Consider the following 24,560-nt stretch of genomic DNA (forward strand, 5'->3'; position numbering starts at 1 on the left):
GCGTGGTCACACGGCGAATGCGTCAGGTGTACGCACTGGCGGCCTCGGGACTCGTCCTGGGTATCGGTGCAACCACCGTGGCTGCCAGTTGGGTGGACAGCACGATGGGCGATGCATCGTTTCGCACCGGAACCTTCGGAATCGAGTCGAACGTCGGCGGTGGATGGTCGTCGCATGCATCCAGTGCCCCTGGCATTTTCACGTACACACCCTCGGCGCTCCTGATTCGCCCCGGTGCGTTCTCGTACGGCCCGATATCTCTTCGAACAGTGCCGGTCTCGCCGGCAGCATCCGTCACTCTGCAGGCGGCCACGGTTGCCGGCGACTCCACTCTGGCGTCGGCGCTGCGGTATCGGGTGGTCAAGTCGACGACCTGTGATGCGTCGGCCTTCTCCACGGGAACACCACAATTCGTGGTGGGAAGTGCGACGGTGTTTCCGTCGCTCTCAACTGGTTCCGCAGTCGGGGCCATCGCGCTACCCACCGGTGGAGCGTCCCCGGGCGCCGCGGTGGCGCTGTGCTTCGAGATTTCGCTGCCCGCAACCTCGGCTAATTGGAGCAACTCGGCGCTGACCGGTAAAACGGCAACTCCCACTTGGCAGTTCAGTGCAACACCCTGAAGGAGCTGCAATGCCAACACATGCCCGGGCAACACATGCCCGGACGAAGAAGCGTTCGGTCCCCACGATCATCGGGGACTGCATCCTTCAGGTTCTTGCAGTCGGTGGGGTCATCTGTATCGCTTTGGTGATCTGTGCCTTCGTTTTCGACATCACACTGATCATGTTCAAGACCGGATCGATGTCGCCGACCATTCCGACCGGATCTCTGGCAGTTGTGCGGGAAGTACCGGCAGATTCCGTCGAGGTGGGCGACGTCGTCACCGTCGATCGGGGAGTGTCCGAACTGCCGGTGACCCACCGGGTCGTCTCCGCTCGCACCCAGGACAACGGCATTACGATTCTCGATCTCAAGGGTGATGCCAACGCTTCGGCTGATCCCGCGGTATACGAGGTCACCACGGTCCGAAAGGTGCTCTGGCACGTTCCGGGATTGGCGCGGGTGATCGTCTACTTCTCGAATCCTCTTGTTCTGGGGGCGATCACGCTGACCATGGCCGCTTTGGTGGTCGCGGTATTCTGGCCGCGCAATACCGATGACGACGATGATGCCGACTCGGCCGACCCGAAAACCGAACCCATTCAGGTTCTTCTACCGCCAGACGGCGGTAGACAATGAAGCGTCGCCACCTGTTTTCAGTCATCGTATTGGCAGTTGCGGTTGTTCTGGGCTCTGGTTTCTCGTCTCACCCACTCCTCGGAGAGACAGAAGCGGCGTGGACAGACTCCGAGTACGTTACCGGCCCGATTTCCACCGGTTCATGGACGACGAGTGGGTACGGCAGAGGCGCCGGCGGGCTCGGGTTGTCCAGTGGCGGAATCGTGATAGATCTTTTCGGCAGTTCGATGTTCGAAGGTGTCTCACAACAGAACACGATTGGAAAGGACCTGGACACAACCAATCTGGTGGTTGCAAAGCTACTGGGCGTCAACTCGTTGTCCCGGACCGGATCGATCTCGTCGTGCGCTGCCTACTCGGTCGGGCAGCCTGCGAGCGGCCGCTGCCAGTCGGCAATTGTTTCGGATACCGATGCGACGTCGACACTCACCTCGATGACCGTGACAGTGAACTTGCTGTCTCTACTGGGGGTTGATCTGGTCAGTGCGCCGATAGTCACTGTGGCATCGCCGATTACGGCAGGGGCTGCGTGCGATACCTCGAACAGGGCATCGGTATCGGCGAGTAGCCCCACGAATCAGGTGACGGTGGGATCTCGCGTCCTCACGATTCCACAGCCTGCCGAGAACGCATCGGTGACGGTAACAGGGGCGGACGCCACTGTGAACGCCGCTGGCTTGGCGACGATTCAATACACGAACATCAAGCTCGTGAGCACGCGAACGTCCACGGCAACAACGGCGCAATCGACGCTGAGCGTGAGTCTTTCGATGGCAGCTTTTGCGATTCTGGGGGCGCAGATACTGGGCACCACAAACGTGACATTCAATCTTGTAACGGCCCAATGCGGAATTGGCAGCGCGACATACCCGGTCACGCCGCTGAGCCTCCCAACCGGATTTGCTGCGCGTGCGGTCAGCCCGACGTCTACTTCGGTGAGCGAACCCCCGTCATCGACGACTTCTTCGACCACGGCAGCTGAGACCACGGCAGCTGAGAACACTGCAGGGATGACGACCACCGCGTCTGTGCCGACACCGACAGCAACCCCGACATCGACAGCAATCCCGACATCGACAGCAACCCCGACAACGACGGCTACACCAACTACGAGCACACCGGCGCCGGCGGATCCAATCGGGACAGCGATCCACGGCCCCGCCGATTCGAGCATCTCCGCCTTCACCACGGATACCGGACTCTCCTGCGACGTTGCGCCTGATGCGGACTACACGAGCGAAGTTGCAGTCGAATGCTCGGACGGCACAACGGGTACGGTCCCCGGTTCTGTACTCGGCCCGCAGCCAACCGTAGCGGGGGAGTATCTGCTGGTCCCCCTGACGAGAGACCACGTCACCGAAGTCTTCACCCTGAAGTCAGCGACACGACGCTGATCAGTTACGCACGGCATTGGCCATAGCGGCCAACGAGAGGGCCTGACGAGCACGGTCGAGGACAACCGCACGAGAGATGTCGATGTGCGATACCAGTGCCTCGTGCGCTTGCGGAATCTTGCCGTCCAGAACCAGCTCGACGACGGCGATATGTTCCTCCACGGTGGCCTTCATACGGTCGGGAGTCAGGTAGTCGAACATCCGCACGGGGCGCAGCTTCGAGTTGACGGCCTGCAAGGCGTCGACCAACGCATGGTTTCCGGACGAGGCGAGGAGCGCGATGTGGAACTCCTCGTCGAGCGTCACGAAACCGGCGTCCGGTACCGGCATCTGTTTGAGAAATGCGTACCACTTGTCGAGTTCGGAACCGAGCGCGTCTCGATCATGAGCGGGGGCCTCACCGTCGAGTACCCGCCGAAGTCCGTGTACCTCGAGGAGTATGCGCAGCTCGTAGAGGCCACCCAACTCGTCGAGGTGCGGTCGGTACGGAAAGAGGCCGTGTTCGTCGCGCTCGACCAACCCGTCGGATTCCAACTTCGCGAGCGCTTCGCGCACCGGTGTTCGCGAGACACCGTAGAGATGGGCCAGGCGTTCCTCGCCCAGTCGTTCCGAGGGCGCGATCTGACCGGACATCAGATCGTTTCGGATCGACCGGTAAACCTGTTCGCGCAGCGGCGGCCGCACACTCATGTCAGATTGCCATCGCTCGACGAACCGCCTCGGTGGACGTGGTGCCGCCCTCACCGGTCGAGGTCACGTGTCCGGCCGCGAGAATGCTGTAATGCTGAGCAGATTGGAGCGCGAAACCGATGTGCTGCTCTACGAGGAGGACACCGAGATCGCCGCGCTCGGTGAGTTCCATGACGGTTCTTTCGATTTCGGCGACCACGTTGGGCTGAATGCCCTCGGTTGGTTCGTCCAGAATGAGGATCTTGGGCTCGGTGATCAGGGCGCGAGCGATGGCAAGCTGTTGTCGCTGCCCACCGGAGAGAAGTCCCGCGCGACGGTCGAGGAGCGTGGTGAGTGCGGGAAACAGATCCAATGCCTCTGCGATGAGTGCCTTTCCGCGTTTGCGCCCGTCGGCGACCACCCGAAGATTCTCGGCAGTTGTCAGTTGTCCGAACGACTGCTGACCCTGCGGTACGTAGGCAAGTCCGCGAGCGACGCGGGCGCTCGGCCGTAGAACGGTGATGTCCTCACCGTTCAGAAGTACCTTTCCCCGTGTGGGTTTGATCAGACCGACGGCGGCGCGTAGCAAGGTGGTTTTACCCGCACCATTGTGACCCATGACTGCCGCAACCCCGTCGCTGGGAACCAGCAAGGAAACGCCGTGGATCACTTCGGTACGTCCGTAGCCGGCGCGGATGTCGACGAGTTCGAGCATGATTCAGTCCTCCGGGGTCGGTTCGGTGTCGGCGCCGAGATCGGTTCCGGCAGCGGCTGTGCCGAGGTAGACCTCTTGCACCTTGGGGTCGGCTTGGACCTCCGCCACAGTTCCTTCGGCGAGTACTTTCCCAGCGGCGAGCACTGTGACGGACGTGGCGAAGGATCGCATGAAGTCCATGTCGTGCTCGACTACGACGACGGTTCGCGCACCGCCGATGCGCCGCAGAAGGTTCCCGGTCTCCTCGCGCTCCTCCAGGCTCATCCCAGCGACGGGCTCGTCGAGTAGTAGCACGGAACAGTTCTGTACCAACAACATTCCGATCTCGAGCCACTGTTTCTGCCCGTGCGCCAGAATGCCCGCGGGAGTGTCTCTGAGGTGCTCCAACCCGGTTGTCTCCAGCGCCTCTTCGATCTCGGGAAGCACACCTTTGCGTTTTCTGAGCAGGTTCCACGGTGATCGGCCGGCTCCGGCCGCGATGTCGAGATTCTGCAGCACCGAGAGCTCTTCGAAGACGCTTGCCGTCTGGAAGGTTCGCCCGACGCCGAGGCGGGCGATCTTGTGAACCTTCTTGCCGAGCAGTTGCTCGCCGGACTTCGTGATGGAACCCGTCGCGGGAACGAGTCCGGTGATGGCGTCGACCAACGTTGTCTTTCCAGCCCCGTTCGGGCCGATGAGAAACCTCAGGTCGCCCTGCATGAGGGTCAAGTCGACGCCGTCGACGGCCTTGAAACCGTCGAAGCTGACCGAAAGATTTCGTACTTCGAGGTACTCGGACGACATTCCGGCGTTGCCACCCAGTGCCGGTGTGGGTTCGCTGGTGGCGGTTGTGTTGGTCATGACGACACCTCCACTGGTTCGGGTTGGGAGACCTTGACCGGCGGGTCGGCCGGGGTCTCACGCTTCTTGCGGTGGCGCATCAGGGCGAACAATCCGGCCACACCTGCCGGGAAGAATCCGACCACGACGATGAACATCAACCCTTGTGCGTAGATCCATCCCGAAGGGAGTTTCTCCGAGAATGTCGACTGCGCCCACGCGACGCCGATCGCACCGAGTACCGGACCCAGAAGCGTTGCGCGGCCACCGATCGCGACCCCGATGAGAAAGGCGATTGACGGAACGATCCCGACGTCGGCGGGGGAGATGATGCCCACGATCGGAACGAACAGCGCACCGGCGATACCGGCGAGGAACGCCGCGGTCACGTAGGCGACCAGTTTGATGTTCGCCGGATCGTATCCGAGGAAACGTACGCGCTCCTCTTGATCGCGGACGGCGACGAGGAGTTCGCCGTATCGGGAGTTCATCAGCTGGCGAATCAGAGCGACCGATGCGAGAAGAACTCCGGCGGCGATGAAGAACAACATCTGCTTGTTCGCCGGATCGTTGAGGTTGAAACCGAAGAACGTGCGAAAGCGGTTGAGGCCGTTGCTGCCACCGATCGACTGCTGGCCGATCAAGAGGATCGCGAAAGCCGCGGCGAGTGCCTGCGAGAGGATCGCGAAGTACGCGCCCTTGACTCTCCGCTTGAACACACCGAGTCCGAGGAGAAAGGCAACAGCGGCCGGCAGGAAAAGGATGGCGAAGATCGCCACGAATGGCGAGGCGAACGGTTGCCAGTATCCCGGCAGTTCGGTCTTGCCGGCGATGGACATGAAGTCCGGGACCGCGTCGCCTTTGAGTTCGGCATCGGCGATCTTGAGGTGCATCGCCATCACGTATGCGCCGATTCCGAAGAAGACGCCCTGGCCGAGCGTGAGCATTCCGCCTCTGCCCCAAGCCAAGCCGATGCCGACAGCGACTATGGCGAAGCACAGGAATTTGGCCAACAGTGACAGCCTGAAGTCCGAGAGCACAGCCGGGGCGATGGCGAACAGCACGATCGCGGCAAGTGCAAAACCGCCCCACACCCGAATTCGGGAATTGTTCAGGATGCTCATACGAGGCTCCTCGTCTTGACTGCGAACAGGCCCTGCGGCCGAACTTGAAGGAAGACGACGATGATGACGAACACGATCACCTTCGCGATCGACGCTGTCGTCGAGTACTCGATGAACGAGTTCAAGATGCCGAGGGCGAAGGCTGCGATCACGGCTCCCTTCATCTGACCGAGACCGCCGACGACAACAACCAGGAAGGCGTCGATCAGATAGGACTGGCCGATGGTCGGGCTGGTGGAACCGATGAGCGTCAACGCGACACCCGCGACGCCGGCGAGCCCGGAACCGAGGAAGAAGGTCGTGATGTCCGTACGACGAGAGGAGATTCCGCTCGTCTCGGCCAGATCGCGATTCTGGACGACGGCCCGGATGCGTCTACCCATCGACGACTGCTTCAGTGCGACCGAAAGTGCGATCACCGCTGCGATCGCCAACACCAGAATGAAGATGCGGGTTTTCGGCACCACGGCGCCGAAAATATCGACCCCGCCCGAAAGCCAGCTCGGCGCCGAAACATTGACTGCCGGCGCGCCGAAGATGTCGCGCGCCAACTGCTGAAGGATCAATCCGACGCCGAATGTCACCAACAGCGTGTCGAGGGGTCGGTGGTACATCCGCGATACCAGGACCACTTCGAGCACGACACCCATCAGTCCGCCGACGACGAAACCGACGAGCAGAGAAATGATCAACGATCCCGTTGCATTCGAGATCACCTGCTGCACTACGTATGCGGTGTACGAGCCGGCCATGATGAACTCGCCGTGTGCCATGTTGATGACACCCATCTGCCCGAACGTGAGAGACAACCCCAACGCTGCCAACAGGAGAATCGATCCGATACTCAAACCCGTGAACAACTGCCCGATCACAACATCCATGACAGACGCTCCACCTCTCTACTCGTCGATTCCGTCAATTCCGCCTTTCGTCGATCAGCTACCGAGCCCCTCAGCCCAGGGGTAGTTCTTCAGGTACGGATCCGGCTCGATCGGCTGTCCCGAATCCCAGACCGTGTAGATCAGTCCGTCGGAACGGATTTCGCCGATCCGGGCAGTCTTGGTGATGTGGTGGTTGTCGCCGTCGATGGTGACGAGTCCTTCGGGCGCCTGGAAGGTCACACCGTCGGCGTTGTCCTGAATATCCTTGACCGCAAACGAGTTGGCCTTCTCGACGGTGTTCTTCCAGAGGTAGACGGAGGTGTATGCCGCTTCCATCGGATCGGACGTGGGCTTGTCCTGGCCGAACTTCGCCTTGTACGCCGCGACGAACTTCTTGTTCTCGGGGGAGTCGATGGTCTGGTAGTAGTTCCACGCCGTCAGCTGGCCTTCGACGTTCTGGACTCCGATACCACCGACCTCTTCCTCCGCAATGGAGACGGAGACGACGGGCATGTCGGCGGGCTTCAGGCCGACATTCGAGTATTCACGGAAGAATGCAACGTTGGAATCGCCGTTGAGTGTGTTGAACACGGCATCGGCGTCGGCTGTGCGGACCTTGTTCACGATGGTGGAGAAGTCGGTCGAACCCAGAGGCGTGTAATCCTCGCCCTTGATCTCGATGCCGTTCGCTGCCGCGTACGCCTTGATGATGCGGTTGGCGGTCTGCGGGAACACGTAGTCGCTGCCGACCAGATACAGCGACTTGACGCCCTTCTCCTTCAGGTAATCCAGAGCCGGGATGATCTGCTGGTTGGTCGTTGCGCCCGTGTAGAAGATGTTCTTCGAATCTTCCAGTCCCTCGTACTGGACCGGGTAGTAGAGCAAAGAGTTGTTGTCCTCGAACACGGGCAGCATGGCCTTGCGGCTCGAGGAGGTCCAGCCACCGAAAACTGCTGCGACGCAATCGCTGCTGATAAGTTTCTCGGCCTTCTCGGCGAACACTGTCGGCTCCGACGCGCCGTCCTCTGCCACGATCTGGATCTTCTTACCCAGTACACCGCCGGAATCGTTGATCTCCTGCACCGCCAACGAGATGGAGTCGCGGACCGTCACTTCACTGATGGCCATGGTGCCCGAGAGTGAATTCAGGGAACCGACCTTGATCGTGTCCCCCGAGGTGTCGACGCACGACGTAGCCGTCGAATCTCCCGATGCGGTGTCTGTTGCCTTGCTTCCGCAGCCGGTGAGAACCAAGCCCAGCGCGGCGAGAGCGGCCGGCGCGGCAAGGGTGCGCTTCGAGAAGGTTCGCATGTACGGGCCTTTCGTGTCGATGGCTCTGGCAGACAATGGCTCTGACAGATCTGTATCCGGAGTGCGTATACAACGCTGTATTCGTCGAGTGCACAGAGTAGGTGGAAGTTGTTGCGGTGGAATGACTGTCGGTGACAAGTGTGTGTCCGGTGTTTCGATTGGGTGTCCAGGACCTCACACCGCAGGTCAGCGAGGGTGCGGTGTTAGCATCGACGAGAAATTGATCAAGCACTCGCTTGACGATCGGAACGTCGGAAGGATCTTCTCGTGCGCTCGACCCGACGGGACGAAATACTCGCTCATGCGGCCAAGCTGTTCAGTGAGCGGGGGATCGCCGCGACGACGGTGCGAGACATCGCCGACGAAGTCGGGATCCTCTCCGGCAGCCTCTATCACTACTTCGACTCCAAGGATGCGATAGCCAACGAGATCGTCGTCCGGTTCCTCGAAGATCTCAACGTCCGGTACGAGGACTCGATCGAACCGGAAGGTTCGGCTCGAAATCGCCTGGCCACGATGGTGTCGGTCTCTTTTGCCTCGGCGGTGGATCACCCGTATGCCACGGAGGTCTATCAGGGAGAAGCCATACTTTCGTCGCAACCGGCGGACGCGCCCATCACCATCCTGGTTCAGAAGGCACACAGCTACTGGCGATCGGCTATCGCTCGCGGAATTGCCGACGCGGAGTTTCGGGAAGACATCGATCCCGAACAGTTTCACCGTCTCCTGCGTGAATCCGTCTGGTCCACCGTCGCGCAGTATCGCCCGCAGCTTTCCGAATTGGCCGAAGATCTGCAGCGCAATCTGATTTCGGTTTTCCTGGACGGCTTTGCCGCACGTTCCGTCGACGGCGAGCCGGTGGCACGCATTGCGCGGCGCACGGCGAAGAAGGAAGCGCAGACCGAATCTCCCGACTCGGACCTTGCCGAACTCCGCTCTGATGTCGACGAATTGAAGTCCGTCATTCGCGAACTCAGCTCGTCGATCCGGCAGCTGCAGAAGCCGTAACACCGCAGTTCCTGCGCGTGTAGTTCGGATTTTGACTATCAGTGTGACCCAGTGCATACTTCTGTCCACACTCGTAAATCAAGCGCTTGTTTGATTTACCAAGCACAGTTTGGACGGGAGTTCGATGTGAGACTCGGAAAGGCGATCGCCGTCTGCGCGGCAGTGGTCCTCGGGGCGAGCGCGTGCGCATCTGCCGGTGTCATTCCCGAAGACACCATCGTCATCGGTTTGGACGAGGACTCCACCGGGCCCGGTGCGTCGTACAGCACGATCGCCGGCAAGACGGTGCGGATGACCGTCGACCTGATCAACCAGGCGGGCGGAATCAACGGTAAGCAAGTCGAATTGGTTGTCGAGAACGACGAGAGCAGTCCCACCAAGACCCCGTCGATCATTCGGAAGTTGGTCGATCACGGGTCCAGTGCGGTCATCCTCGCCACGGGCAGCGGGTCGGTGCTGCAGGCCAAGTCGATTCTCCAGCAGTCGAAGATTCCTGCGATAGCTCCGGTCGTTCTCAGCGACGCCTTTGCCTCGGCGCCCGACAACGACTTCTCGTTCATGATTCCGAACTCGTTGAAGCAGTACGCCCAGGTGTACTGCGGGGCTTTCGAGAAGATGGGGTACAAGTCCCTGGGAATTCTCGGTGACGCGAGTGCGTCCATCGACGGAATCATCAAGACCCTGCGGCCGGCGCTCGAGAAGTGCGCGATAGTGACGGGCGTCGAAAAGGCGCCGGTCGATGCCGCGGACATCACCGCACAGGTCTCACGTCTCGCGGAAACCGAACCGGACGCGATTCTGGTCGCCAGTATCGGCGGGCACTTCGAAATCCTCGCGCACAACACCTTGTCGAAGGTCACCCCGCAGACGCAACGCTTCTCACTCGCTTCCATCGGAAACCAGCCCGCATCTTGGGCTTTGGCGGACTCGAAGGCGTTGAGCGGCATGGTGTACATGGGCTCGCTCAGTGAGAACAACCCGAGAACCGCCGAACTGCGTCGCAAGGTGCAGGCGGTGAAGGGGCCTGATTATCAACTGACCGCCTACGACGCACAGGCGTACGACGCCGTCATGATGTTGGCCGAGGCAATCGAAATTGCCGGCGACCACCGAGATCGGACGGCCGTTCGTGATGCTCTTCAACAGGTTTCGGCACTTCCCGCCAGCTTCGGCCAGGACGGATTGACACTGTCGTTTTCTTCGCAGGATCACCTGGCTCCGGACAGCCTCTGCGGACTGGTGCTCGTCGAATTCGGTGAGGACAACAAGCCGGCCCATCCGTGGGATTCCTACCAACCCCCGTGCGGATAACCGAGGAGCCTTGACATGACAGACGCACAACTGTGGCTCGCAGCCATCGAGATCGGTGCATTCTTCTCACTGATAGCCCTCGGAATGTATCTCGTGGTGGTCGGCGCCGATTTCTTCAACTTTGCGATGGGCCCGTACGCGATGGCTGCGGCCATGGCGTCGAGTTGGGTCGCGATCAATTACGGGCTCGCTCTCTGGATTGCCATGCCGCTGGGGATCGCGGTAGCGGTGGCGCTGTCGATCCTGACGGAAAAGCTTGTGGTCAAACAGGTTCAGAAGCGTTCGGGTCGTGGGGAACTACCGGCGTTGGTGGCGGTGACCGCAGTACTGTTCGGGATCCAGCAGCTCGCCGGCACGGTCTTCGGCCGAACACCACTTCCCGGACAGAAGATCTTCGACTTCGATCCGATATCGGTGCTCGGTGCCACCGTCGACAGTTCGACCGTTGTACTCGTCGTCGGAACTGCCGTGATCTTCGTCGGTATCGGACTGTGGCTGAACCGGTCCACCTCGGGCCGTCTGCTTCGCGCCGTCGGCGACAATCCGGATGCCGCCCGCGTCCTGGGCTTGCCGGTGGATCGGGTACGCCTCATCGCGTTCACCCTCGCGGGTGTGATCGCCGCCGTCGCCGGACTTCTGTTCGCTCCCAAGGCCGGTGTTCAGTTCACGAGCGGTCTGTCCTGGACGCTGACGGCATTCATCGCACTCGTCATCGGTGGTACCGGCCGAAGTTGGGCTCCGCTGATCGGCGGAATGGTGTTGGGCGTCGTCCAGGTATTCGCCCCGTACTACTTCGGTGCGAGTGCTGCTCAAACCGCGATTCTGTTGATTGCCCTGGTGTTCTTCGCTTTCCGTCCGGAAGGCTTGCTCTCGAGGAAGGTTCGCGTCTGATGGCCTCGCTTTCTACCAGTCCGCTGACGTCAAATCCGCCCACTACATCCGGCCGTTCCCGGACGAGGATGCTCGCCCTGTCACGAGAAGCGCTGATCACCGTGGTCGTGGTTGCTGCCGTGCTGCTGTGGATGGGGCCGAGTCTGTACCGGCAGGATCTGGTGTTCCTCGCTGCGACGTATTCGCTGATCGCACTCGGCATGTACGTGCCATTCGTGCTCGCGGGATCACTGTCGATGGCGTACAGCGCGTATGCGGCGATCGGCGCGTATGCCGTTGCGCTGATCTCGGTTCGGACCGGGTTGTCGATGTGGTGGGGATGGATTCTCGGCGCCCTCGCCGCTGCAGCGGTTGCAGCACTCCTCAGCTTGGCAACGCAGAAACTCTCCGGCTTCTACCTTGCCGCGGTGACCTTGTTGTTCGGTATCGCTTTCGAGCACTGGTTGATCGACGGGCCGAGTTTCACCGGCGGATCGGCCGGGATCTCGGGCGTCGAGACTGTGACGATGTTCGGCTGGGAGCCACCGCGCTACGCATTGGTCGTGTTCGCGATCTTGTTCGTGTGTCTGATCGCGGTCGCTGTCGATCGACTCCGGAAATCGGTGTGGGGGCTGATGTTGCAAGCTGCCCGCGACAATCGTAATGTCGCACGGTCTTCCGGCGTCAATCCTGCGCACCTGACCGTTGTGGCGCTGGCGATCGGTGCCGCGATCGCGTCGACCGGCGGATCGCTGTTCACCGTGTCGGTGCAAGCTGTCACTCCTGAAACCTTCACTCTCAGTATTGTTTTCCTTGCGATCTTCATGCCGATCATCGGCGGTCGCAGTTCGGCGTGGGGTGCTCCGCTCGGTGCATTGATCGTGGTGATCGTGACGCTGAACATGCCCGGGTACCAGGGAAGTGGCGAACTCCTGCTTGCCGGAGCCGTCCTGGTGATCCTCATCGTCGCGCCTGGTGGGGTGATCGGGTGGAGTCAGAACGTTCTGGGTCGAATGAACCGTCTGTACAAGGAGCGTGGCAATCGATGACTCGGCTACTCGAAGTGAGCGGGCTCCACAAGTCCTACGGCGGCGTCCGCGCTGTCGACGATGTCTCGTTCAGCGTCGGACCGGGAGAGGTGATCGGACTGGTCGGCCCGAACGGGGCAGGCAAGACCACACTGGTGGACTGCATCTTCGGCACTCAGCAAGCAGACTCCGGAACCGTCGCGCTCGCGGGTGCTCCCTTGACCGGGCCGTCGGAGCGCCGTGCACGGCAAGGGCTCTCGCGCACGTTTCAACATCCGCAGCTCGCGGCGGAACTCGACGCCGTCGACAACATCATCCCGGGACTGTACGGGCACAAGATCACCTCACCTCTGCACTCGCTGTGGTGGGCGATCAAAGGACCTTTCGAGAACTGGGACCGGACAGCACAGCGGGCCCGGGAGATTGCTGCGCGATACTCGGTCACCGACGTCGAGAGTGCTTGCGGGGATCTCAGTTTGGGGGCGCAGCGTCTGGTCGAGGTGGCGCGGGCGATGGCGACCGAACCCGAAGTCCTCCTGTTGGACGAACCGTTTGCCGGCGCGGATCACGACGGCATCGCTGCCATCTCCGGTGCCGTGCGATCGATTGCCGCGCAGGGCAAAGGAGTAGTCCTGGTTGATCACAACGTCGATCTCATCGCGGCGCTCGCAACCAAGATCGTGCTGCTCAGTTTCGGATCAGTGGCGTTCTACGGACCACCGCAGGAGTGCTTGGCCAGCGACGCGATGCGAGAAGTCTATTTCGGTTCCGAATACGAGGAAGGCGCCTGACATGCTCGAACTCGACAGAGTCACAGTTCGATACGGATCCGCTGTCGCCGTCCGGGAAGTCTCCCTTGCCGCTCCCGCCGGTGAAGTGACAGCGATCGTCGGGCCGAACGGTGCAGGCAAGACCAGCTTGGCGGGATCCATCTACGGCTCGGTTCCCGCCACCGGGACAATGAAATTCGATGGTCGAGAGATCCAGAAATTATCGGCACTGGATCGTGTCCGCAGCGGATTTGCCTACGTTCCCCAAGGCAGGCAACTGTTCATGCGAATGTCCGTTCGCGAGAATCTACGCGTGGGCGCAGACCTGCTGGGATTGAAAGCCGAAGCCGTGGAAACAGCTTTCGAGAGGTTCCCGATCCTGCGTGAACGCTCGGAGAGTTATGCCGGGGTCCTCAGCGGTGGTGAGCAGCAGATGTTGGTTCTGGGGCGGGCCCTTCTGGAAACCCCGAAGGTGTTGCTACTCGACGAGATGATGACCGGACTGGCACCGAAAATCGTCGCGGAGCTGCGAGCATTGGTCGGGGGTCTGGCCGCCGAGGGTGTGACCGTCATCGTGACGGAACCGGCACTTACTGCACTGAAATCGGTTGTCGACCGCGGATATGTCATGCAGCGCGGCGAACTCGTCCGCGAATGCGATTCCGCAGCGACACTGGACAACGCGTACAAACAATCGATGGGCGTCCTCAGCGCCGACGGGAGATGATCGACGATCATGCTTGAAACGAAGACACTCGACTTCACCGTCGGTGAATTCGCCACGAATCCGGACCGCTTCGCCGGCGTCAGCATCAGCGAAATGGTCAGGCATTGGTCTGAGACCATCCCGGACGAAACCGCCTTTGTCACTCCGGAATCGAGGGTGTCGTGGAAGCAGTACGACGCGGCTGCCGATGCGATCGCGTCGGCGCTGGATCTAGCTGGTGAGGGATACGGACATGTAGCCGTGTTGCTCCCCGACACCGCTGTATTCCATGCGGCTCTCTGCGCAGCATTTCGTACCGGCCGCGTCGCCGTCGGAATCGGTTCGCGCTCGGGCATTCGCGAGATCTCTCATCTGATCGCCCGCTCGGAAGCCTCCGTACTCGTCACCACTCGCACGCTGCGCGGCGTCGATACCGCCGAACTCGTGGCGAGTCTGCGGGCAGAGCATCCCGGACTGGACGTCGTCTTCGCCGACGAACGCGCCGACGTGAGTTTCGAACGCGTGAGCGCAAACGGCGAACTCACCTCGTTGCCGGTCGAGCCAAAGCAGTTCCCCGCAACCAGTCCGTGTTTTGTCACGTCAGCCGTTTCGATGCTGAACTCGACCTCCGGCACAACGGGCCTACCCAAACTGGTCACACAAACCGAGGATCGTTGGGTTGGTTTCTCCGAGATTGCCGCCGAGGCGGCGGCGATCGGTTCGGATGAGGTGTTCCTCGGCGCGGTTCCAGCACCTTTCGGATTCGGCCTCTGGACTTCGCATTTCCTGCCGGCACTACTCGGTGCTCGCAATGTCGTCATGGAACGCTTCGACGTTTCGGTGATGATCGAGTTGATCGAGCGCGAACGGGTGACTGCTTTGAATTGTGTGAGTACACAATTCAAGATGCTGTTGCGTTCGGAGGCCGCGGAATCGGCCGATCTCTCGTCACTTCGTTTCATGTTCACCGGTGGTGAAGCCGTGCCCTATTCGGAGGCGCTGGCATTCGAACAACGTACCGGAGCGGCTGTCCTGCAGTTCTACGGATCGAACGAAACCGGCGCCGTCTCGGTGACGACGGTTTCGGACGATTCCGACACCCGACTGAAGACGTGCGGCCACGTCATCGATCGCATGCAAGTTCGTGTATTCGACGATGCGGCAAAGGAAATGACCGGCTCCGTCCGCCGCGGTCAGCCTGGGGTGAACGGACCGCTGATGTGTCAGGGCTATTGGGGGGACACCGATGCGAACGACGAGTTGTACACCGATGACGGTTGGATGCTTCTCGGCGACATCGTCGAGATCGACGAGACAGGACGGGTGCGTGTGGTCGGGCGCAAAGCCGACATCATCATTCGTGGCGGCAAGAACATCTCCGCGGTCGAAGTCGAGGAGTACGTGCGCGCGCACCCTTCGGTGGAGTTGGTCGCCGTGGTCGGGGTCGACGATCCGCTGTTCGGTGAGAAGGTCTGTGCGGTCGTCGTGTCCGCCGATGACGATCTGAGTTCGGAGGATCTGACCGCCTGGCTGCAGAGCCGAGGAGTGACCCGCGAGTACATACCCGAGTACGTGATGACGGTCGCCGAATTGCCGATGGCGGCAGGCGGCAAAGTAGCCAAGGGTGAAGTCAAGGCACTCGCGCAGAGGCGGATCGCTGAACTCGGCTGATCGCACTTGGCGGTACCGGCTTCGCGTTACGCTGATCCGGACATTGTGCCGAGAGTGAAGGAAACCCGATGACGAACCCTTCACCGCATCGGTGGCGCAGGCGCTTGCTGTGGGCTCTGGCAATTGTGTTCGTTCTGGTCGGAGCCGTGGTTCTGGCCTTCGTTCTGAGCCCGAGACCTGGCGCACTCACCGTGCGATGGGTCTTCGATCGTGATGCCGTGAAAGTCACCGAGGCGCTCGAGAAGCACGCGCCCGAAGGCGTCGACTCGATCAAGGACCAGCAGTACCGCGCCGATGACGACGACGCATACCTGGATGTCTACTTTCCCGCAGCGACGACGACCGCATTGCCTACGGTGATCTGGACTCATGGCGGTGCCTGGATCTCGGGAAGCAAGTCCAACTACGCGCCGTACTACGAGTTGCTGGCCTCGCGTGGCTACACAGTTGTGTCCCTGGACTACTCACTCGGACCTGAGCACCACTATCCGACGGCAGTGCGGCAGCTCAACGACGCTCACGCGTACGTCGTCGCGAATGCGGAACGGCTGCATGTTGATCCGACGAAGATCGTTCTGGCGGGTGATTCTGCGGGAGCGCAACTCTCGAGTCAGCTCGCCACTCTCATCACTGATCCCGCCTATGCGAACCGTGTGGGCGTGGTCCCGTCGCTGCGGCCGGATCAGTTACGTGGAGTAATCCTGAACTGTGGAATCTACGACGTCGGGAACATGGTCGGCGGACCCGGCATCATCGGTTGGGGAGTTGATCGGTCCCTCTGGGCGTATACCGGCGTGCGTGACTTCATGAGTACCGACGCAGCGGATCAGATGTCGACCTTGAACTACGTCAGCGATCGATTTCCGCCTGCCTACATCAGCGGCGGCAACGCCGATCCGTTGACGGATTCTCAGTCGAAACCGATGGCTGACAAATTGACCGGGTTGGGAGTTGCGGTCGACACACTGTTCTATCCGGCCGATCACGTTCCGGCGCTCGGTCACGAGTATCAGTTCGATCTGGACAATGCCGACGGTCTCACTGCGCTCGATCGCACGGTTCAGTTTCTCGAGGCTCATACCGGCTAAATGTCGGATTGTGGTGAACCACTGCGAAAATGGTCATTTTGGACAAAGCTCCGCGGGTGCGTTGCCAGGGAATTCTCAACTAGTCCTTTTGGTCTAGCCTGGGTGAATCCGATCCGACCCCAGGAGTTGTTGTGCGCGCGTCTTCCCCCGACAGACGGCGAAGGCGCATTGTCGGAACCGCGGCGGTATTCGTCGTCATTCTGCTGTCCGGGGTAACCGCGGCACTCGTCAGTCCGTGGCCAGGAGTTCTCGTCGTACGGTGGATGTCAGCGGGTGGCTCCGAAGCGACACACGCACAACTCGACAGACATGCACCATCAGGAATCGTCTCGGTCCTCGATCAGTCGTACCGCGAAGGCGACGACGATGCACAACTCGACGTCTACTACCCGTCGGAGTCCACTTCGGCGCTACCGACGGTGGTCTGGGTGCACGGCGGCGGCTGGATAGCGGGTTCGAAAACCGACACCGACGGTTACTACAAACTACTGGCCGATCAAGGGTTCACTGTGATTTCGGTGGACTATTCACTGGGGCCGGACGCGTATTACCCCACCGCAGTGAATCAGCTTAACGACGCGTATCGATTCATCGTGAGCAATGCGGACAGGTTGCATGTCGATTCGAACAACCTCTTTCTTGCCGGAGATTCGGCAGGCGCGCAGTTGTCCAGTCAGTTGGCGACCGTCATGACCAGCCCTGACTACGCGTCGGAAATGGGTGTGGAGCCGGCATTACGTCCCGAGCAGATACGCGGAGTTGTCCTCGACTGTGGGGTCTACGATCTGAAACCGTTGCTGTCACAGGGGAAGTACCTCGGTTGGGGCGTCGACAAGCAATCGCTGTGGGGATACCTCGGAACAAGAGACTTCGACGGGTCGACTGCAGTGGGTCAGATGTCGACACTCGGGCACGTCACCTCGACCTTTCCATCGACGTTCATCACCGGCGGAAACATCGACCCGCTGACTGCCAGCCAGTCGAAACCCATGGCAGAACGGCTCGCCGATCTGGGCGTCGAGGTAGATGCACTGTTCTACCCGGACGATCACGAGCCTGCACTCGACCACGAATATCAGTTCGACCTCGACACCGTGGACGGGATGATCGCGTTCGATCGCACAGTCGCGTTCCTGCGCGACCACGTGCGTTAGCGCGGTCAGCGAATCACGTACGGCGAAATCGAACTCCGGTGCTCGCTGATGTCGAGGTCTTTACCCAACGGAGGGAAGGCACGCTGCGGACAATTGAGGCGTTCGCAGACACGGCAGCCCGAGCCGATCGGCGTTCCCGGATTCGACTCGTCCAGATCCAGACCGTCGCTGTAGACGAGTCGGTGGGCGTGTCGAATCTCGCATCCCAATCCGATGGCGAAGATCTTTGCGGGCTGTCCGTATCGAGCCGCTCGACGTTCGACCGTGCGCGCAACCCAGAGGTATCGACGACCGTCGGGCATCTGCGCGATCTGAGGCATGATCTTGCCCGGATACGAGAACGTCTCGTAGACGTTCCACAGCGGGCACGTACCGCCGCTGGTAGAGAAGTGGAATCCGGTGGCGGACTGACGCTTCGACATGTTTCCGGCACGATCGACACGCACGAACATGAACGGAACCCCGCGAAGTTTGGGGCGCTGCAGGGTCGAGAGGCGGTGGCAGATCGTCTCGTAGCTCGCGGAATAGAAGGCAGACATACGCTCGATGTCGTACCGGAAGTCCTCGGCAACCTCGTGAAACTGGCTGTAGGGCAGCACGGTGGCCGCGGCGAAATAGTTGGCCAAACCAAGCTTCGCCAGGGAGACCGACGCTTCGCTGGTGAAGTTGCCCTCGGCCACCAACGAGTCGAGCAGGTCGCCATGCTCGAGGTATGCGAGTTCTGTCGCGAACTTGAAGACCTGTTGCCCGCCGGAGAGTCGTGCGGAAATTTCCAGGACCCTGGTGTCCGGGTCGTAGCGATGAAGTATGTTCTCGCCCAAGTCGACTCGTCGAACGATCTGCACGTCATGGACGGACTCGAGGCGTCTGGCGATCTCGCCGGCGACGTCGCCACGGTGAAAGCGCATCCGGGCCGTGAGTTCTTCGGCTGCGGTGTCGAGATCGTGGATGTAGTTCTGTCGCTGATAGAAGTAGTCGCGCACTTCCTCGTGCGGCATGGTGATCGAACCGCTGCCGCTGCCGTCCGAGAAACGGTCCTCCGTAGCTGCGGCGAGCTGGGCCGTCGTGTTGCGGAAGCGGCGATGCATGTTCACCATCGCCTTGGCCAGGCCCGGGTGGGTGGAGACCATCTCCGCGATTTCGTGGGCGTCGGCGTCGATACCCATCTCCTGATCGAGGGCAACTTCACGCATTTCCGCGATCAGGCGTGTGTCGTCCTGCGGGGAGAAGAAGGTGGTGTCGACACCGAAGACTTCACTGATTCGCAGGAGAACCGGCACGGTGAGTGGCCGGACGTCGTGCTCGATCTGATTGAGATAGCTTGCCGAGATCTCGAGCGTCTTGGCCAGCGAAGCCTGACTCAACCCGCGCTCGGTCCGCAGTTGGCGGAGCCGGACACCGACAAAGGTTTTCGACATTTTCCCAGGATACGAGTGACAGTCCGGCTTCGCAAAGGTGGGTTCGCAGTCTTCGCACAGGGGCTCCGCCCCCGTGAGTGGTTGAGGAGCCTCGGCACTCCCTAACCACTCACGGGGCCGGAGGCCTAGACCCTGTTCTCCGAACGCGGGGCGCCGATTCCGGGATCGATCTGGAACGGCCCGCTCGACGAGGGTGCAAGGGGGAAGTCGAAGATCGCAGTCGGGAGATAGACCGTCGAACACGAGTTGGGGATATCCACGACACCCGACAGGCGGCCCTCGATCGGCGCCGCGCCGAGTAGCAGGTACGCCTGCTCTGGCGCGTACCCGAACTTGGTCAGATACTCGATCGCATGCAGGCACGCACGCTGGTAGGACAGATGTGAATCCAGGTACTTCTGTTCGCCGTCCAACGTGACGGAAGTGCCCGAGAACGCAAGCCACTCGGAATACTGCGGATCCGTGTTGCCCGGCATGAAGATGGCGTTCTCGGAAACGCCGTAGGTATCCATTCCGCCCTTGATGATGTCCACACGAAGATCGATGAAGCCGCCCATCTCGATGGCACCGCAGAAAGTGATCTCTCCGTCGCCCTGGGAGAAGTGAAGATCGCCGACCGACAGATTCGCACCGTCCACGAATACCGGATAGAAGATTCGGCTGCCCTTGGTGAGGTTCTTGATGTCCTGGTTTCCACCGTTCTCGCGAGGGGGAGCGGTGCGCGCCGCCTCGCCGGCCACGCGTGTGTACTCGTCACCGGTCAAGGTTCCCAGTACTGCATCGCGGGGCTCGGGCGGAAGTGCAAGCGGGGGAACCCGATTGGGATCGGTGGCAATGAGGGCGCCCTCGCGGGCATTCCACTTGGCGAGCAAGGCTGCCGACGGAGCCGTGCCCATGAGTCCCGGGTGGACGATGCCCGTGAACGAGACCTGCGGAATGTGACGCGACGTCGCCGTTTGGCCGGAGAAATCCCAGACGGCTTTGTACGCATCGGGGAACTGTTCGGTGAGGAAGCCGCCGCCGTTGTTCCGAGGGAAGATGCCCGTGTACCCCCAGCCTTGGCCGGCCAACGGACCCGAATCTTCTTGGGGGATAGGCCCGATATCCAAGATGTCGACGATCAAGAGGTCGCCGGGCTTCGCGCCTTCGACGGCAAAGGGGCCGGACAGCGTGTGGACCGTGGTCAGTGGTGCATTGAGAATGTCGTCGGCTGAGTCGTCGTTGTGTATTGCGCCGTCGAACCATTCGCGGCAATGGACACGAAACGCATCACCGGGTTTCACTGTCACCGCCGCTGGGATGTCCGGGTGCCACCGATTGTGGCCGACGATTGCCTGGTCGGTGAATTTCTTGGCGGAATCGAGTGGAAACAGCAGTTCAGGCATATGCACTCCTCATTCTCGAAGAAACGGAAAACTCGTGGCGGCAGGACTTTCGTGTCGGATCGGGCCTCATGGCGAGGACGCGCGGTGAGGACGCTCAGGGGCGAGGTAGCTTGCGGTGCAACGGATTGGACGTCGTCGGGGCAGATTGCCGGCCGCGGCCGGGTAGCGACCCACTGACCACGGCAGGCTCGTGAGCCGATCGAGCAGTGCTGTCCAGTAGACCCATCGCGGCCGACGACGCGTGACTCAACCGGGGAGACGAGACCACCCGCTTGGACTCGAGACTGCACTGGGGGCAAGTAATCGACTGGGGCACTTCGGCCATCGCGAACGACCGCTCGAGCGGGCCGCAGCCGGTACAGCGAAACTCGTACAGAGGCATGCGGTCACGCTATCGGAGGATCCGTAAGTGCGACACTGGAACGACACGCACCGGGTTGCCGATGCCGCAATTGCGCCCGTCAGCGCAAGTACACAACCGCGTTGTCTCCGCCGGTACAGGTGACGATGCCGGAGGTCACCTTGCATGCCATCGTGTACTCCTTGCCGGTCACCGGACTACGTGCGGACACGGTGCTGGATGCACCGGTTGCACCGGAGTTCCCGTAGGCGATCCGAACCGCCTCGGCAAACTCACATGAAGTTTTGCCCCCACTTGTCGCGGACTCCTTGTAACTTCCGGCCGGCTGCCCGCCGGGGCAGGCGGACGCACCGGCCGGAAAGTTCGCGGCGCGTGTGGTCGTCGGGGATGTCGTGCTGGGAGCGGTTGTCGTGGTGCCGGGTGTGTTCGCGGCGCTGATGGTGGTGTGGGCGGCGCCACCGGCGGCCGAGTTGGGGACGTCCTTCGGCCAGAGGACCCAGGCAAGCCCGCCGAAGAGAGCCAACACAGTGATGACTCCGATTACGGATACCGGAATCACCCAGCCGGCCCGACGCGGCGGCGGATTTCCACGTGGCGGTGCAGGCGGGAATCCCTGGGGCGGGGGATACGACTGCGGCGCGGCTCGGTAGCCCAACTGCGGCGGCTGTGGACCGGATTGCGACCATGCCTGGTTGTTCGGTGGCCGCTGATAGTTGTCCGGCACCGCTTTATCGCCCGGTCGGGGGCGTCGAACGACAAGTCATGGTTCGACAGCATATGGCCGGCGAACGGGTTGTCTCCGGCTTTCCCAGGGGTAGATCCCGGAATTGTCCTAGCGAAGGCTGGTGCCGAGGAGTGATTGCGGTCACTCGCGGGTAGTGAAGTTGGCTCCGAAGTAGCGGACGGGCCTGTTCCGAGTGGCGTGCGAACTGCCCGAATTCGCAAGCGGCGGAGTTGAGTGCATTTCGTTCACAGCCTGCGGTTTCTTTGCTACTCGCCAGTATGGAACCTGTCCGATTGGGTAGTACCAGCCGCGTAGGAATCTTCACAGACTTAGCAAAGTGTGTTGAAAAGGTAGCGAAGATTGGCATTAGCAACAGGTAGACGGCACTTTTTCGATGTGCCATTCTCGGTAAGTACACAAGAAGGGCCTGGCAAGTATGTGAAGTAGTACGCACGTACTGCTCACAACAGGCCGGACCAGCAGATCAAAGAGATGGAGTCTTGATGTCGACCACCGGCACCCCGAAGACCGCAGCTGAGCTCCAGCAGGATTGGGACACCAACCCTCGCTGGAAGGGCGTTACTCGTAACTACACGGCCGATCAGGTCGTCAAGCTCCAGGGCACCGTCGTCGAGGAGCAGACCCTCGCTCGTCGCGGATCCGAGATCCTGTGGGATCTCGTGAACAACGAGGACTACATCAACTCCCTCGGTGCACTTACCGGCAACATGGCTGTGCAGCAGGTTCGCGCCGGCCTGAAGGCCATCTACCTCTCCGGTTGGCAGGTTGCCGGCGACGCTAACCTCTCGGGCCACACGTACCCGGACCAGAGCCTCTACCCGGCCAACTCGGTTCCGACCGTCGTTCGTCGCATCAACAACGCACTGCTGCGCGCCGACGAGATCGCCAAGACCGAGGGTGACACCTCCGTCAGCAACTGGCTCGCTCCGATCGTTGCCGACGCCGAAGCCGGCTTCGGTGGCGCTCTCAACGCTTACGAGCTGCAGAAGGCCATGATCGGCGCCGGCGCTGCCGGTGTCCACTGGGAGGATCAGCTCGCTTCGGAGAAGAAGTGCGGCCACCTCGGTGGCAAGGTGCTCATCCCCACGCAGCAGCACATCCGCACCCTGACCTCGGCTCGCCTGGCTTCCGACGTCGCGGACGTTCCGTCCGTCATCATCGCCCGCACCGACGCTGAGGCCGCAACCCTCATCACCTCCGACGTAGACGAGCGTGACCGCCCGTTCCTCGACGGAACCCGCACGGCTGAAGGCTTCTACGGCGTCAAGAACGGCATCGAGCCCTGCATCGCTCGCGCCAAGGCTTACGCACCGTACGCAGACCTCATCTGGATGGAGACCGGCGTGCCGGATCTCGAGGTTGCAAAGAAGTTCGCCGAGTCCGTTCGCAGCGAATTCCCGGACCAGCTCCTGGCCTACAACTGCTCCCCTTCCTTCAACTGGAAGGCGCACCTGGACGACGCGACCATCGCGAAGTTCCAGAAGGAGCTCGGCGCAATGGGCTTCAAGTTCCAGTTCATCACGCTGGCCGGCTTCCACTCGCTCAACTACGGCATGTTCGACCTTGCCTACGGCTACGCCCGCGAAGGCATGACGGCATTCGTCGACCTGCAGGAGCGCGAGTTCAAGGCTGCCGAAGAGCGTGGCTTCACCGCCATCAAGCACCAGCGTGAGGTTGGCGCCGGCTACTTCGACACCATCGCCACCACCGTTGACCCCAACACCTCGACGGCAGCTCTCAAGGGCTCCACCGAAGAGGGACAGTTCCACTAAGAACTGACTTCGGGTGGGGGAGAGGCTCGGCTTCGGGTCTCTCCCCTGCTTGTATCACCGCACTACTTTCTCTCGTCTTCAAGGCAGTTCCGATTGCGTCGGCCACCAGCGTCGACGCAGTTCGAAGTGCTTGTTTTGCAACACCTTCACCAGACAAACTCCACGAGACAAACAAGGAGCTGACGTGACCAGCGAAAAAATTCAGCGCGTCGGCGTTATCGGCGCCGGAATCATGGGTGCCGGAATCGCCGAGGTGTGCGCCCGCGCACATGTCGATGTTCTGGTCTTCGAGCAGACTCGCGAGCTTGCAGCAGCCGGGCGTTCACGCATCCTGCGTTCGCTCGACCGCGGCGTGAGCAGCGGAAAGATCACAGAACGTGAGCGTGAGCAGGCCGCATGGCGTCTGCGTTTCACCTCCGATCTGGGAGATTTCGCGGACCGCCAGCTCGTCGTGGAGGCCGTCGTCGAAGACGAGAAGATCAAGAGCGAAATCTTCGCCGAGCTCGACGCGGTCGTGACGGACCCAGATGCGGTTCTCGCGTCCAACACGTCGTCGATCCCGATCATGAAGCTCGGCATCTCGACCAAGCGTCCCGAGCGAGTCATCGGCATGCACTTCTTCAACCCGGTTCCGGTTCTGCCGCTCGTCGAATTGGTGACGACGCTCAAGACCAGTGCCTCCGTCTCGCAGCGCGCCGAGGCTTTTGCCAGCGACATCCTCGGCAAGCAGGTCGTCCGCAGTGCCGACCGCTCCGGCTTCGTCGTCAACGCACTCCTGGTGCCGTACCTGCTCTCGGCGATCCGCATGGTCGAGTCGGGCTTCGCGACCAAGGAAGACATCGACAAGGCAACGGTTCTCGGCCTCGCGCACCCCATGGGTCCGCTGGCTCTGACGGACCTGGTCGGACTCGACACCGTCAAGTCCATCGCCGACTCCATGTACGAAGAGTTCAAGGAGCCGCTGTACTCCGCTCCGCCGTTGCTCCTGCGTATGGTCGAAGCCGGCTTGACCGGCAAGAAGTCCGGCGCGGGCTTCTACGAGTACGCCGACAACGGTCGCTCCACCAAGCAGGCAAGCTAAGGCCCAACGCCCCTGTGCGCCTTTCTGGTAGTTCCGGCTA

25 protein-coding genes are annotated in these 24,560 nt (G+C 61.3%); 13 read left to right on the plus strand and 12 right to left on the minus strand.

What is annotated here, in order from left to right; all coding sequences use genetic code 11:
- Window positions 1–2 precede the first annotated feature (2 nt).
- The gene (locus KTR60_RS07745) at window positions 3–620 is read left to right on the plus strand and encodes a hypothetical protein (protein WP_228402012.1); all 618 of its coding nucleotides are present in this window, start codon (window positions 3–5) and stop codon (window positions 618–620) included.
- Between the two features lie 10 nt (window positions 621–630).
- Complete coding sequence (locus KTR60_RS07750) at window positions 631–1,239, plus strand: signal peptidase I (RefSeq protein ID WP_054827776.1); 609 nt, start codon at window positions 631–633, stop codon at window positions 1,237–1,239.
- A gap of 352 nt (window positions 1,240–1,591) precedes the next feature.
- Here KTR60_RS07750 and KTR60_RS07755 read toward each other — a convergent pair whose 3' ends face one another.
- The 8 genes from KTR60_RS07755 to urtA all read right to left on the minus strand — a co-directional run bounded on the left by KTR60_RS07755 (window position 1,592) and on the right by urtA (window position 8,152).
- Window positions 1,592–1,813, minus strand: a complete 222-nt coding sequence (locus KTR60_RS07755) for a hypothetical protein (protein WP_042923314.1) — start codon at window positions 1,811–1,813, stop codon at window positions 1,592–1,594.
- A 114-nt stretch (window positions 1,814–1,927) separates the two neighbouring features.
- Window positions 1,928–2,428 carry a hypothetical protein gene (locus tag KTR60_RS07760; RefSeq protein ID WP_228402013.1) on the minus strand — a complete coding sequence of 167 codons (501 nt, stop codon included), beginning with the start codon at window positions 2,426–2,428 and terminating at the stop codon, window positions 1,928–1,930.
- A 205-nt stretch (window positions 2,429–2,633) separates the two neighbouring features.
- Window positions 2,634–3,323 carry a GntR family transcriptional regulator gene (locus tag KTR60_RS07765; protein WP_042923309.1) on the minus strand — a complete coding sequence of 230 codons (690 nt, stop codon included), beginning with the start codon at window positions 3,321–3,323 and terminating at the stop codon, window positions 2,634–2,636.
- 1 nt (window position 3,324) lies between these two features.
- Window positions 3,325–4,017 (minus strand): urea ABC transporter ATP-binding subunit UrtE, encoded by a 693-nt coding sequence (gene urtE, locus KTR60_RS07770; RefSeq protein ID WP_228402014.1) that lies wholly within the window; start codon window positions 4,015–4,017, stop codon window positions 3,325–3,327.
- A gap of 3 nt (window positions 4,018–4,020) precedes the next feature.
- On the minus strand, window positions 4,021–4,857 hold the full coding sequence (gene urtD / locus KTR60_RS07775) for an urea ABC transporter ATP-binding protein UrtD (protein ID WP_064688302.1): 837 nt from the start codon (window positions 4,855–4,857) through the stop codon (window positions 4,021–4,023).
- Window positions 4,854–5,960, minus strand: a complete 1,107-nt coding sequence (gene urtC, locus KTR60_RS07780) for an urea ABC transporter permease subunit UrtC (protein WP_021333894.1) — start codon at window positions 5,958–5,960, stop codon at window positions 4,854–4,856. Before urtC ends, urtD begins: the two co-directional genes overlap by 4 nt.
- A complete protein-coding gene (gene urtB, locus KTR60_RS07785) occupies window positions 5,957–6,841 on the minus strand; it encodes an urea ABC transporter permease subunit UrtB (RefSeq protein ID WP_003941514.1) in 885 nt (294 codons plus the stop codon). Before urtB ends, urtC begins: the two co-directional genes overlap by 4 nt.
- A gap of 54 nt (window positions 6,842–6,895) precedes the next feature.
- Complete coding sequence (gene urtA / locus KTR60_RS07790; RefSeq protein ID WP_007735391.1) at window positions 6,896–8,152, minus strand: urea ABC transporter substrate-binding protein; 1,257 nt, start codon at window positions 8,150–8,152, stop codon at window positions 6,896–6,898.
- Between the two features lie 267 nt (window positions 8,153–8,419).
- Between urtA and KTR60_RS07795 the strand changes: the two genes are divergently transcribed.
- From KTR60_RS07795 to KTR60_RS07835, 9 genes are all read left to right on the plus strand, one after another.
- The gene (locus tag KTR60_RS07795) at window positions 8,420–9,160 is read left to right on the plus strand and encodes a TetR/AcrR family transcriptional regulator (protein ID WP_003941474.1); all 741 of its coding nucleotides are present in this window, start codon (window positions 8,420–8,422) and stop codon (window positions 9,158–9,160) included.
- A 126-nt stretch (window positions 9,161–9,286) separates the two neighbouring features.
- The gene (locus KTR60_RS07800) at window positions 9,287–10,471 is read left to right on the plus strand and encodes an ABC transporter substrate-binding protein (RefSeq protein ID WP_228402015.1); all 1,185 of its coding nucleotides are present in this window, start codon (window positions 9,287–9,289) and stop codon (window positions 10,469–10,471) included.
- Window positions 10,472–10,486: 15 nt separating this feature from the next.
- Complete coding sequence (locus tag KTR60_RS07805; protein ID WP_003941557.1) at window positions 10,487–11,362, plus strand: branched-chain amino acid ABC transporter permease; 876 nt, start codon at window positions 10,487–10,489, stop codon at window positions 11,360–11,362.
- Entirely contained in the window at window positions 11,362–12,390 is a 1,029-nt protein-coding gene (locus KTR60_RS07810; RefSeq protein ID WP_228402016.1) for a branched-chain amino acid ABC transporter permease, read from the plus strand. Before KTR60_RS07805 ends, KTR60_RS07810 begins: the two co-directional genes overlap by 1 nt.
- Window positions 12,387–13,160 (plus strand): ABC transporter ATP-binding protein, encoded by a 774-nt coding sequence (locus tag KTR60_RS07815; RefSeq protein WP_228402017.1) that lies wholly within the window; start codon window positions 12,387–12,389, stop codon window positions 13,158–13,160. Before KTR60_RS07810 ends, KTR60_RS07815 begins: the two co-directional genes overlap by 4 nt.
- A gap of 1 nt (window position 13,161) precedes the next feature.
- On the plus strand, window positions 13,162–13,866 hold the full coding sequence (locus KTR60_RS07820) for an ABC transporter ATP-binding protein (protein WP_047268870.1): 705 nt from the start codon (window positions 13,162–13,164) through the stop codon (window positions 13,864–13,866).
- A gap of 9 nt (window positions 13,867–13,875) precedes the next feature.
- Window positions 13,876–15,516, plus strand: a complete 1,641-nt coding sequence (locus KTR60_RS07825) for a class I adenylate-forming enzyme family protein (RefSeq protein ID WP_065352110.1) — start codon at window positions 13,876–13,878, stop codon at window positions 15,514–15,516.
- Window positions 15,517–15,584: 68 nt separating this feature from the next.
- Window positions 15,585–16,604 (plus strand): alpha/beta hydrolase, encoded by a 1,020-nt coding sequence (locus tag KTR60_RS07830; protein WP_228402018.1) that lies wholly within the window; start codon window positions 15,585–15,587, stop codon window positions 16,602–16,604.
- Window positions 16,605–16,735: 131 nt separating this feature from the next.
- On the plus strand, window positions 16,736–17,758 hold the full coding sequence (locus KTR60_RS07835; protein WP_083058865.1) for an alpha/beta hydrolase: 1,023 nt from the start codon (window positions 16,736–16,738) through the stop codon (window positions 17,756–17,758).
- Window positions 17,759–17,763: 5 nt separating this feature from the next.
- Here KTR60_RS07835 and ramB read toward each other — a convergent pair whose 3' ends face one another.
- The 4 genes from ramB to KTR60_RS07855 form a co-directional block, all read right to left on the minus strand.
- The gene (ramB, locus tag KTR60_RS07840; RefSeq protein WP_003941547.1) at window positions 17,764–19,176 is read right to left on the minus strand and encodes an acetate metabolism transcriptional regulator RamB; all 1,413 of its coding nucleotides are present in this window, start codon (window positions 19,174–19,176) and stop codon (window positions 17,764–17,766) included.
- A 125-nt stretch (window positions 19,177–19,301) separates the two neighbouring features.
- Window positions 19,302–20,561: a formamidase gene (fmdA, locus tag KTR60_RS07845; RefSeq protein ID WP_228402019.1), complete on the minus strand. Its 1,260-nt coding sequence runs from the start codon at window positions 20,559–20,561 to the stop codon at window positions 19,302–19,304.
- 94 nt (window positions 20,562–20,655) lie between these two features.
- On the minus strand, window positions 20,656–20,943 hold the full coding sequence (locus KTR60_RS07850; RefSeq protein WP_037129638.1) for an FmdB family zinc ribbon protein: 288 nt from the start codon (window positions 20,941–20,943) through the stop codon (window positions 20,656–20,658).
- A gap of 79 nt (window positions 20,944–21,022) precedes the next feature.
- Window positions 21,023–21,646 carry a serine/threonine protein kinase gene (locus tag KTR60_RS07855; RefSeq protein ID WP_228402020.1) on the minus strand — a complete coding sequence of 208 codons (624 nt, stop codon included), beginning with the start codon at window positions 21,644–21,646 and terminating at the stop codon, window positions 21,023–21,025.
- 503 nt (window positions 21,647–22,149) lie between these two features.
- On the opposite strand from KTR60_RS07855, the gene aceA reads away from it, so the two are divergent.
- Both aceA and KTR60_RS07865 read left to right on the plus strand, forming a co-directional pair.
- Window positions 22,150–23,439, plus strand: coding sequence for an isocitrate lyase (gene aceA / locus KTR60_RS07860; RefSeq protein ID WP_003941533.1), 1,290 nt, complete (start codon window positions 22,150–22,152; stop codon window positions 23,437–23,439).
- A 184-nt stretch (window positions 23,440–23,623) separates the two neighbouring features.
- Window positions 23,624–24,520, plus strand: coding sequence for a 3-hydroxybutyryl-CoA dehydrogenase (locus KTR60_RS07865; protein WP_003941541.1), 897 nt, complete (start codon window positions 23,624–23,626; stop codon window positions 24,518–24,520).
- Window positions 24,521–24,560: the final 40 nt, after the last annotated feature.

It is taken from the genome of Rhodococcus sp. C1, from assembly GCF_020809065.1.
Classification (GTDB): Bacteria; Actinomycetota; Actinomycetes; order Mycobacteriales; family Mycobacteriaceae; genus Rhodococcus_F; species Rhodococcus_F qingshengii.